The sequence below is a fragment of the Desulfovibrio sp. 1188_IL3213 genome (assembly GCF_036763145.1).
GTDB lineage: Bacteria > Desulfobacterota > Desulfovibrionia > Desulfovibrionales > Desulfovibrionaceae > Desulfovibrio.
Genome location: NZ_JBAIYR010000049.1, coordinates 1 through 10,080, shown reverse-complemented (window position 1 = coordinate 10,080; position 10,080 = coordinate 1). Strand labels below are relative to the sequence as shown.

Genomic DNA, 10,080 nt, shown 5'->3' with positions numbered 1-10,080 from the left:
TACAGCCGCATTGAAGGCGATGGCCTGCAATGGCCCTGCACCCATGCGGAACATCCCGGCAGCCCCGTGCTGCACAAGGACGGCGACTTCGCGCGCGGCAAGGGGCTTTTTGCGCCTGTAAGCTGGACTCCGGCCGCCGAAGTGGCCGATGAAGAGTATCCCTTTGTGCTCAGTTCCGGCAGACGCCTCTATCACTACCACACGCGCACGCAAACAGGGCGCAGCAAAGGGCTGAACAGCCTTATGGGGCATGATACGGCGGACATTTCCACTGCCGACGCAGCCCGCCTTGGCATTGCCGACGGAGACAACATCCGCGTGTCTTCACGCCGTGGCTCGGTTACGGTGCAGGCCAAGGTTACCGACGACATGCCTCGCGGCATGGTATGGATGGCCTTTCATTTTCGTGAAAGCAACGCCAACTGGCTTACTAATACCGCCATGGACCCCATCACCAAAACGGCGGAATACAAAGCCTGCGCTGTTAAAATAGAAAAAATCTGACGCCTTGCAACGTCCTCCGGTGCGGTGGTTTAACACCGCGCCGGAGGCGCGGGGCTTTGGCAAAAAAATTCCCGTTCCAACGCTTTCTTCCAAACGGATATCTGTTTACGCTGATTCCCGGAACTGCCGTCAATCCGGCATGGTCCCGACGGCAATCCGGCCAGCACCACCGCTACCCCTCAGGTCTTTTTACGCCTTTTTTTCATGCGGCATTTTTTGCTGGTGATTTCTATTAACAATAGATAGCCTGTATAACGAATATCTGAAACTCATCGCAGGCATGTCCTGCCCTGGAGGATCCCTAATGCTGACAGCACCCTATAGAGAATTCTATGACGCCATTCAGGAATTCATTCCCAAAAACCGCATATACACCGACCCGCTGCGTCTTCTTGCCTATGGCACGGACGCGAGCGTTTACCGCCTTACGCCCAAGCTCGTGGTGGACGTTCTGGATGAAGCAGAGGTCATACAGCTTATGGGCGTGGCCGATCGCCTCAATGTGGCCGTGACCTTCCGCGCGGCTGGAACCAGCCTTTCCGGCCAGGCTGTGACGGATTCTGTGCTGGTGCGCATCGGCCAGGGCTGGAAAAACTGGCGGGTGAGCGAAGGCGCGGAAAAAATCACCCTTCAGCCCGGCATCATCGGTTCCGGAGCCAACAAAATCCTTGCCGAATTCGGCAAAAAAATCGGGCCTGACCCGGCTTCCATCGACAGCTGCTTCATCGGCGGCATCTTTGCCAACAACGCCAGCGGCATGTGCTGCGGCACTGCCGACAATTCTTACAAAACCGTGCTATCCACCCGCATGGTCATGTCGGACGGAACCCTGCTGGACACCGCCGATGCCAAAAGCCGCGCGTCTTTTGCCAGAACCCACGGCCACATCCTTGACGGCCTGAGCGACCTGCGCGGGCGCATCATGGCCGACAAGACCCTGGCCGACCGCATACGCCGCAAATTCAAGATCAAAAACACCACAGGCTACAGCATCAACGCCCTGGTGGACTACGAAGATCCCTACGAAATCCTCCAGCACCTTATGGTCGGCTCCGAAGGCACGCTGGGCTTTATCGCCGAAGTGACCTACCGCACGGTGGAAGAAGCCCCCTTCAAGGCATCGGCCCTCATGCTGCTGCCCACGGTCAAAGACGCCTGTGACCTGGCCTCGGCCGTGGCAACTCTGCCCGTGTCTTCGGCCGAACTGATGGACAGGGCGTCGCTGCGCTCGGTGGAAGGCACGCCCGGCCTGCCGGAAGGGCTGGACACGCTGGACGACAAGGTCTGTTCCCTGCTTGTGGAAACGCGCGCTTCCACGCAGGAAGAGCTGGATAAAAATATCGCCGCCATCAACAAGGCGTTCAAGGACGTCAAGTTTGTGCGACCCCACGAATTCACCGACAAGCCCGAGGAATACGGCAAGCTCTGGCTGATACGCAAGGGCATTCTTGCTTCGGTGGGCGGCATGCGCCCCGTGGGTACGTCCATTGTTATCGAAGACGTGGCCTTTCCCCTTGAGCGTCTGGGCGAGGCCGCCACAGACCTGCAGGCCCTCTTTATCCGCCACGGCTACACCGTGGCCCCGCTCTTCGGCCACGCCCGCGACGGCAACCTGCACTTCGTGTTCTGGCAGGATTTTGGCGCACCAGCCGAAGTGGCGCGCTACGCAGCCTTTATGGACGACTTCTGCAAGCTCATCACCGAAAAATACGACGGTTCCCTCAAGGCGGAGCACGGCACAGGCCGCAACGTGGCCCCCTTTGTGGAAATGGAATGGGGCGCGGCCGCCTATTCCATCATGAAATCCATCAAGGAACTGCTGGACCCCAAGGGCATTCTCAACCCCGGCGTGCTCATGAACGACGATCCGCAGGGGCATATCAAACACCTCAAGCCTCTGCATCCGGCCGATGAACTGGTGGACAAATGTATGGAATGCGGCTTCTGCGAATCCGTGTGTCCGTCTCGCGATCTTACGCTCACACCGCGTCAGCGCATCACGGCCTATCGCGAGATATGCCGCCTGCGTGAAACCGCCCCAAACAGCAAAGAGCTTAAAAAGCTTGAAAAACAGTATGAATACATGGGCAACGCCACCTGCGCCACCGACAGCCTGTGCCGTCCCCGCTGCCCCGCCGGCGTGGATACGGGTGTTTTCATCAAGAGCCTGCGTCAGAGAGAAGCGGGGGCGCTCAGCCGCAAGATGGCAGGCAGCATTGCCGACCACTTTGCCGGAACCTGCCGGACCATGTCTCTGGCGCTCAACGGTGTTGACAGGCTGCACCGCGCCCTCGGCACGACCTTTATGGAAAACGGCTCAAAGCTGCTGCGCTGCATCACTTTTAACAAGGCCCCTCTGTGGAACAAGGACATGCCCAAGGGCGGCAGCAAGGTGCGCATACCCCAAACCCACAGCGCCAACCCCAGACGGGTCGTCTACTTCCCCAGCTGCATCGCGCGCAATATGGGTCCCGGGCAGGAGCACACCGACCGCCGCACAGAGCCTGAAGCCGTTATCAGCGTGCTGCTCAAGGGCGGCTATGATGTCATCCTGCCCAAGGACCTCGACAAGCTCTGTTGCGGCATGGCCTTTGCCAGCAAAGGACTTGTCGATGCGGCGCACAAAAAGGAAAAAGAACTGGAAGCGGCCCTTAAAGAAGCCAGCAATAACGGGCAGTTCCCCATACTTTGCGAAACAAGCCCCTGCCTGCTGCACATGAAGCAGACCCTTGATCCGGCCCTCACGCTGATGGAACCCATTGAGTTCATTCTTGAAAAAATGGATGACTGCCTCAAGTTCACCAAGCTGCCCAAAACCGTGGCCCTGCACGCCACCTGCTCGGTGCGCAAGATGGGCCTTGAGGGCAAACTGGAAAAACTGGCAAAAATGTGTGCCGAAAACGTCATCGTGCCGGAAGGCATCAATTGCTGCGGATGGGCGGGTGACAGGGGCTTTAGCCACCCCGAACTTAACGAGGCCGCCCTCAAGAGCCTGCGCATGCAGGTGAGCACCTGCGATGTGGGCTATTCCTCCAGCCGTACCTGCCAGATAGGGCTTTCGCTGCACAGCGGCATTCCCTACTATTCCATTGTGTTCCTGGTGGACGAGGCCAGCGTTTAGGCCGCCTGATCAAGAAGCGCATGTTCAACATTTTACGACGCGCAACAACGCAAACAGCACAAACGGGACGCGCCCACGCCCGGAACGGACAACGGCCCGGGCACAGTCGCAGGGGCATGGCATGATGCTGCGCTGAAACCTTTGAACAAACAGAGCGGATGCCCCACCACGGGTCCGCCTGACGCCGCCCTGCGTGTGCCGTGTGATGCGGCTCACGCAGGGCGCTTCCATTGTGCCGGCAACTGTTGCGTAGCGCTTCCGTCACTTCGGGACCGCACGCAGCCTTGCGTAAGGCTAACGCAGTACAGACAGCGTGTTACGCCCCCTGGGCGCGCACTGACAAAAGTTGCCGCCGCCTGCGATTCCGCATCGGATCGCGCCCCATGCTTTGGCACGAGCAAAGGCGTTGCCATCGGCAGCGGCCAGTCAACCTCATATCCCGGCGCCGTGCCCCTCACCGTGCAGGCTTTACTTTCAGCGCCAATAACGTATGATAATAAATTCATAACAGAAGTGAAAAGCCTGATGCGCAAGGAGAACCCGTGCTCCAGCGCAGGCCAGCGAAGGCCAGAAAAGGATGATGAGGAAAGCCACGCAATACGGCTTTTTTCTATCTATTTTAAAATACTGTTATTTTATATAGTTAGAAGAAAAATTAAAAAAAATCCGCATTCCCCCCTTTTCAACCCGCCGGTATGTCTTATCTCTATGCCGGTGCGGGGCCGGACGAAACGAGCGTTCGCTACGGCCAGTACGCGCAATATTTTCGGCGCAGACGCCGAGCTGCGTCCGTTGCCGTGTCCCACGGGACAATAATAACATTTCCGGGAGGATCTGACGTCATGAAGCTGAAACCCCTTAACGACCGTGTTCTGGTCAAACGCCTTGAAACCGAAGAAAAGACCGCTGGCGGCCTGTACATCCCTGATACGGCTAAAGAAAAGCCTTCCAAGGGTCAGGTTGTGGCTGTGGGTCCCGGCAAGGTAGGGGATAATGGCGAGCGCACCGCTCTGGCTGTGAAAGCCGGCGACGAAGTGCTGTTCAACAAGTACGCCGGAACCGAGGTTAAGCTCGACGGCGTTGACCATCTGGTCATGCGCGAAGAAGACATTCTCGCCATCATCGACTAACTCCCACCTTTGCCGAATTACCACTAGGAGGAAATGTCCCAATGTCTGCTAAAGAAATCTTTTTTGACGTTAAAGCCCGCGAAAAACTTTCCCGCGGTGTTGACAAGCTCGCCAATGCCGTCAAGGTCACCCTTGGCCCCAAGGGCCGCAACGTAGCTATTGAAAAATCCTTCGGCGCTCCCGTCATCACCAAGGACGGCGTCACTGTCGCCAAGGAAATCGAACTGTCCGACAGATTCGAAAACATGGGCGCCCAGCTCGTCAAAGAAGTGGCCTCCAAAACTTCCGATGCCGCTGGCGACGGTACCACCACCGCCACCATTCTGGCTCAGGCCATTTACCGCGAAGGCGTCAAGCTTGTGGCTGCCGGCCGCAACCCCATGGCTATCAAGCGCGGCATCGACAAGGCCGTTGAAGGTCTGATCGCCGAGATGGCCAACCTTGCCAAGCCCACCCGCGACCAGAAGGAAATTGCCCAGATCGGCACCATTTCCGCCAACTCCGACACCACCATCGGCAACATCATTGCCGAAGCCATGGCGAAAGTGGGCAAGGAAGGCGTCATCACCGTTGAAGAAGCCAAGGGCCTCGAAACCACTATGGACGTGGTGGAAGGCATGCGCTTTGACCGCGGCTACCTGTCGCCCTACTTCGTGACCAATCCTGAAAAGATGGTCTGCGAAATGGACAATCCCTACATCCTGTGCACGGAAAAGAAAATCTCCAGCATGAAAGACATGCTGCCCGTGCTTGAGCAGGTTGCCAAGGTGAACCGTCCGCTTATGATCATTGCTGAAGACGTGGAAGGCGAAGCCCTGGCGACCCTCGTGGTCAACAAGCTGCGTGGCGCCCTGCAGGTCGTGGCCGTCAAGGCCCCCGGCTTCGGCGACCGCCGCAAGGCCATGCTGCAGGACATCGCTGTACTCACCGGCGGCCAGGTGGCTTCCGACGACACCGGCTCCAAGCTTGAAAACATGACCCTGGCCGAACTCGGTACCGCCAAGCGTATCGTGATCGACAAGGAAAACACCACCGTTGTGGACGGCGCCGGCAAGAGCGAAGACATCAAGGCCCGCGTGAAGCAGATCCGCGCCCAGATCGAAGACAGCACCTCTGACTATGACCGCGAAAAGCTGCAGGAACGCCTTGCCAAGCTGGTGGGCGGCGTGGCCGTGGTGCATGTGGGCGCTGCCACCGAAGTGGAAATGAAGGAAAAGAAAGACCGCGTTGAAGACGCCCTCAATGCCACCCGCGCTGCCGTGGAAGAAGGTATTGTGCCTGGCGGCGGTACCGCTCTTATCCGTGTTGCCAAGGTGCTTTGCGACATCAAGCCCGCTGACGACGACGAACTGGCCGGTGTGAACATCATCCGCCGCGCCATTGAAGAGCCCCTGCGTCAGATTGCCCTCAATGCCGGCTTTGAAGGCTCCATCGTGGTTGAAAAAGTGCGCGAAGGCAAAGACGGCTTCGGCTTCAATGCCGCCACCGGCGAATACGAAGACCTGATCAAGGCTGGCGTGATCGACCCCAAAAAGGTGACCCGCACTGCCCTGCAGAACGCCGCTTCCGTGGCTTCCCTGCTGCTGACCACCGAATGCGCCATTGCCGAAAAGCCCGAACCCAAGAAAGACGCCGCCATGCCTGACATGGGCGGTATGGGCGGCATGGGCGGCATGGGCGGCATGTACTAAGCCGGTTCCCGAAGCCCAAAACCCAAAGTCTCTTACCAGCAAAGCCCCCGCGCAAGCGGGGGCTTTTTTCGCAACAGGAGCATGCCATGATACGCTATGGCTTTGCGTGCAAAACCATTGGACTGCCCGGGGCAGCACAAAGCAGCCTTACCCTGTCACGCGCGGACCGGAACAACCTGCTGTCCGTCAGCCGAAACAATCTGAACGCGCTGGAAACCATGCTGCATTACTGCTGCGAGCAGTCCATCGCGCTCATGCGCATCAGTTCCGACATCATTCCGCTGGCCTCGCACGAGGCCGTGCATTTTGACTGGCAGGACGAACTGCGCCCGGAGCTTGAAAAACTGGCCGCCCTTGCGCGCGAGAGCGGCGCGCGCCTTTCAATGCATCCTGGGCAGTACACTGTGCTCAATTCTCCCCGCCAGGATGTGGTGCGCAAGGCTGTGGCCGATCTTGCCTACCATGCGACCTTTCTGGATGCCCTGCAAACCGGGCCGGAATGCCGCATCATCCTGCACCTTGGCGGCGGCTATGGTGACAGGCAGACAGCGCTGCAAAGACTGCGCGACAATCTGGCCGCCCTGCCCCCGTTTATCCTGCAACGCCTGGCTCTGGAAAATGACGAGCGCATCTATACCATTGAAGATGTTCTGGCAGTCTGCGGCGACTTTGACCTGCCTGCCGTTTTTGACATTTTCCATCACGAACTCAATCCGCCGCCGCACGGCCGCATGCTGCACTGGCTTGACCGCGCGGCTGCGACCTGGAACAGCCGCAGCGGGCGCCAGAAAATTCACTATTCACAGCAACTGGCAGGCGGCAAACCCGGCATGCATTCCCGGACCATTGCCATGCGCCCTTTCATGCAGATGCACGGCCAGCTTGAAGGGCGCGAACTGGATGTCATGCTGGAGGTTAAGGATAAAAACCTCTCTGCAATCAAGTGTTCAAATCTGACCCGACCGAACCTGCCGCGCACCAGACTCACGGAAGAATGGGCGCGCTACAAATACCTTGTGCTTGAGCGCACCCCCAATACCTATGCCGCCATTCGCCATTTGCTCAAAAACGAAAAACCGGCAGCAGATGCGTTTTACGACCTGATTGAAAAAGCGCTCACCTGCGACCCGGAGCCGGGCAAAGCCAGAAACGCCGCTGAACATGTGTGGGGCCATGTGAACAAAAATGCCTCGGCCAATGATGTCGCCCGCATGCTCAAGGACCTTGAGCTTCTTGGCAGCGACCTTGCGCCGCTGCCCCGCATCAAACGTAAACTGCTGGCCCTGGCGGCAGACAGCAACGAAGAATACCTGCTGCACAGCCTCTATCTTTATGTAAGCTAGACACTGTCTAGAGCAATTTAACTTTTAAATTGCTCGGACGGCTGCGTGAGCAGACGCTCGCTACGGAGGCGTAAGCGCAGTTTATCTGCGCGGTTAAACGCCGAAGTGAGCGTGCCTTAAACTTTGAGAATGTATATTCTCAAAGTTAATCTGCTCTAGAGCATTTAACACTTGAAATGCTCGCTTACGGCAGGCAAAAGCCTGCCTTCTCGCATTTCGTGGCAAGGATTTTCAAGAAAATCCTTGCAGAGCAGTTTACGAATGTGAAAACAGCCCGAAACCTTTAAGATTTCGGGCTGTTTTGCTGTCAGGCATTTGGCCTTGTCTATTTCGTGTTTGCTAGTCTTTGATCAGGCGGGCGGCTGCGAGGGCCTTGGCCTGTTCTTCAAAGTTCTGGAAACCAGCATGGTGCAGGGCGTCCAGCACCGTATCGTCCCAGTTCCAGGTGGCATAGATCACAGGCTTGTGGAAGGCCGTGCGGAAGCTCTGCAGTTCGGAGCGGTAGAAATCTTCCTTGGGCGTGTCGAGGTGTTCGCGGAACTGCTCATGGCGGCGCTGCAACTCACCTTCGTACCATTCCTGAATATCCTGCGGATTCTTGTACTTCTTGAGGATATGACCGTAGCCGGTCTTTTCCATAAGCTCGGCCAGACGCTTATGATGCTGCTGTCCAAGCCATTTGCCCAGATCGGAGGTGGGAATGCTCTCGGCCTCCACAGCGGCAATATCAAACACGGTCTGGTAGTAGGTATCGGGAACCACAGAGGCGGACGTGATTCCCGCAATGGCGACCAGGCCGCGCAGAATAAGGCTGTTGGACACGCCCTGCCCGCAGAAGCCCACTTTTTTCCCGTACTTCAGGCCGGTGAATATGCTCACCAGAATGGCCCAGACCACGGCGGGGTCTTCTTCGTCATAGATATGCGCAAGGCGTGAGTTGTCGCGGTCAGTGGCAAGCACCATCTGCGTCATGTCGTTGGAACCGATGGAGAATCCATCAAATTCGGTAATGAACTGCTTCGCCAGGATGGCGTTTGAAGGCAGTTCCGACATGAGGATGATCTTCAGGCCGTCCTGGCCGCTCTTGAGCTTGTGAACCTGCTCAAGGTAGCTGCGCATGGAGCGGGCTTCTTCCAGGGTGCGCACAAAGGGCAGCATCATGCGCAGGTTGGACCCGCCGTATACACCGCGAGCCAGCTTGAACGCCTCGATTTCCCAGTCATGAATATTGCGCGACACGCCGCGGTAACCAAGCATGGGGTTGTCTTCAAAGTGCTCGAAGAGGTTGCCGCCAAGCAGGTTGCGATATTCATTACTCTTGAAGTCCGTGGTGCGGTAGGTAATGGGCTTGCCGTAGAAGGCCATGGCAAACAGGGCCAGGTTCTGGGCAAGGGTTTGCACATAGTGCTCCTTACCGGTGCGGAAGCCACGCGCCTTGATCATGCCGCGAATTTTTTCCGGCAGATTGCGCACATCGTCCATTTCTTTCTTGAGCCCCGAACGCAGGCCCACTTCTTCACGCAGATGGGCAATGTTTTCCATCAGGCGGGTGACGGCGGGCAGGTCCTGAATGCGTTTCACATGCGCTTCAACACTGGCCTCGATCTCTGCAATGCGTTTGCCGGATTCGGGGTCACTGCTGTTCTGCAGGGCAAGCTCGTCATCGTAACCCATTATGATGCGCACATGGTCGGCCAGATCGGGCGAGGTTTTGAGCACCTCGATGCGGCGCGAGGCCATTTCCATATGCTGGTCGATCTTGTGGTCAAGCTCGCGCATCTTGCGGTGCTGCAAAAGCACATCTTCGGCGTTCAGGCTTTTGCCCGTGTCGGCCAGAGCGGCCAGTTCGGCGGAAAGGCCCGTGACCTCGCCCACGTATTCGCGCAGATTGATATTGAAGACAATGAGGCCTGCGGCCATTTGCTCGCGCAGCACCTTGGAAAGGCGGTCTTCAAGCTCTTTCAGCTTGGTATGCACCACGCCTTCAAGCTCGCCCTTGTCAAAGGCTTCCAGAGCCTGCGGATGAATGCTGATATTGCCCAGCATGAATTCGGCGCGCAAAAGGCCCACTTCAAACTGGTCAAAGTCCCGCAGGCGGGAGAGAAAGAGCGCCTGGCCCACATCGGCAAGCACAAGCCCCACCTTGGTCTTGGTGGGGGGCAGCTTTGCCACGTCCATTTCGCCGCCGACCTCATGCAGGGGCACTGGACACTGCGCCCGGCATGGATATTACCGGAACTGTCATTGAGGCCATGAACCTGCATGAACCCGCATTTGCAGCCCTGCCCACG

Annotated in this window: 7 protein-coding genes; 6 read left to right on the top strand and 1 reads right to left on the bottom strand. The window is 57.7% G+C overall.

Translation table 11 applies throughout. The features are described from left to right. The 6 genes from V6C16_RS04265 to uvsE all read left to right on the top strand — a co-directional run. Positions 1–504 (top strand): molybdopterin oxidoreductase family protein (locus V6C16_RS04265; protein WP_333542799.1); only part of this gene is annotated, 504 nt, incomplete at its 5' end. Positions 505–560: 56 nt separating this feature from the next. Beyond that, positions 561–740, top strand: a complete 180-nt coding sequence (locus tag V6C16_RS04260) for a hypothetical protein (RefSeq protein WP_333535266.1) — start codon at positions 561–563, stop codon at positions 738–740. Positions 741–808: 68 nt separating this feature from the next. Further along, the gene (locus tag V6C16_RS04255; RefSeq protein ID WP_333535267.1) at positions 809–3,625 is read left to right on the top strand and encodes an FAD-binding and (Fe-S)-binding domain-containing protein; all 2,817 of its coding nucleotides are present in this window, start codon (positions 809–811) and stop codon (positions 3,623–3,625) included. 842 nt (positions 3,626–4,467) lie between these two features. Beyond that, on the top strand, positions 4,468–4,755 hold the full coding sequence (gene groES, locus V6C16_RS04250; RefSeq protein WP_012625173.1) for a co-chaperone GroES: 288 nt from the start codon (positions 4,468–4,470) through the stop codon (positions 4,753–4,755). 41 nt (positions 4,756–4,796) lie between these two features. Continuing rightward, on the top strand, positions 4,797–6,446 hold the full coding sequence (gene groL, locus V6C16_RS04245; RefSeq protein WP_333542798.1) for a chaperonin GroEL: 1,650 nt from the start codon (positions 4,797–4,799) through the stop codon (positions 6,444–6,446). 86 nt (positions 6,447–6,532) lie between these two features. Further along, entirely contained in the window at positions 6,533–7,789 is a 1,257-nt protein-coding gene (gene uvsE / locus V6C16_RS04240) for a UV DNA damage repair endonuclease UvsE (RefSeq protein WP_333534884.1), read from the top strand. A gap of 339 nt (positions 7,790–8,128) precedes the next feature. Here uvsE and V6C16_RS04235 read toward each other — a convergent pair whose 3' ends face one another. Beyond that, positions 8,129–9,961, bottom strand: coding sequence for a putative PEP-binding protein (locus V6C16_RS04235; protein WP_333542800.1), 1,833 nt, complete (start codon positions 9,959–9,961; stop codon positions 8,129–8,131). Positions 9,962–10,080 lie beyond the last annotated feature (119 nt).

Excerpts from the sequence above, each read along its gene's own strand:
- groES (WP_012625173.1), top strand. The coding sequence starts at position 4,468 with ATGAAGCTGAAACCCCTTAACGACCGTGTTCTGGTCAAACGCCTTGAA.
- V6C16_RS04255 (WP_333535267.1), top strand. The coding sequence starts at position 809 with ATGCTGACAGCACCCTATAGAGAATTCTATGACGCCATTCAGGAATTC.
- uvsE (WP_333534884.1), top strand. The coding sequence starts at position 6,533 with ATGATACGCTATGGCTTTGCGTGCAAAACCATTGGACTGCCCGGGGCA.
- groL (WP_333542798.1), top strand. The coding sequence starts at position 4,797 with ATGTCTGCTAAAGAAATCTTTTTTGACGTTAAAGCCCGCGAAAAACTT.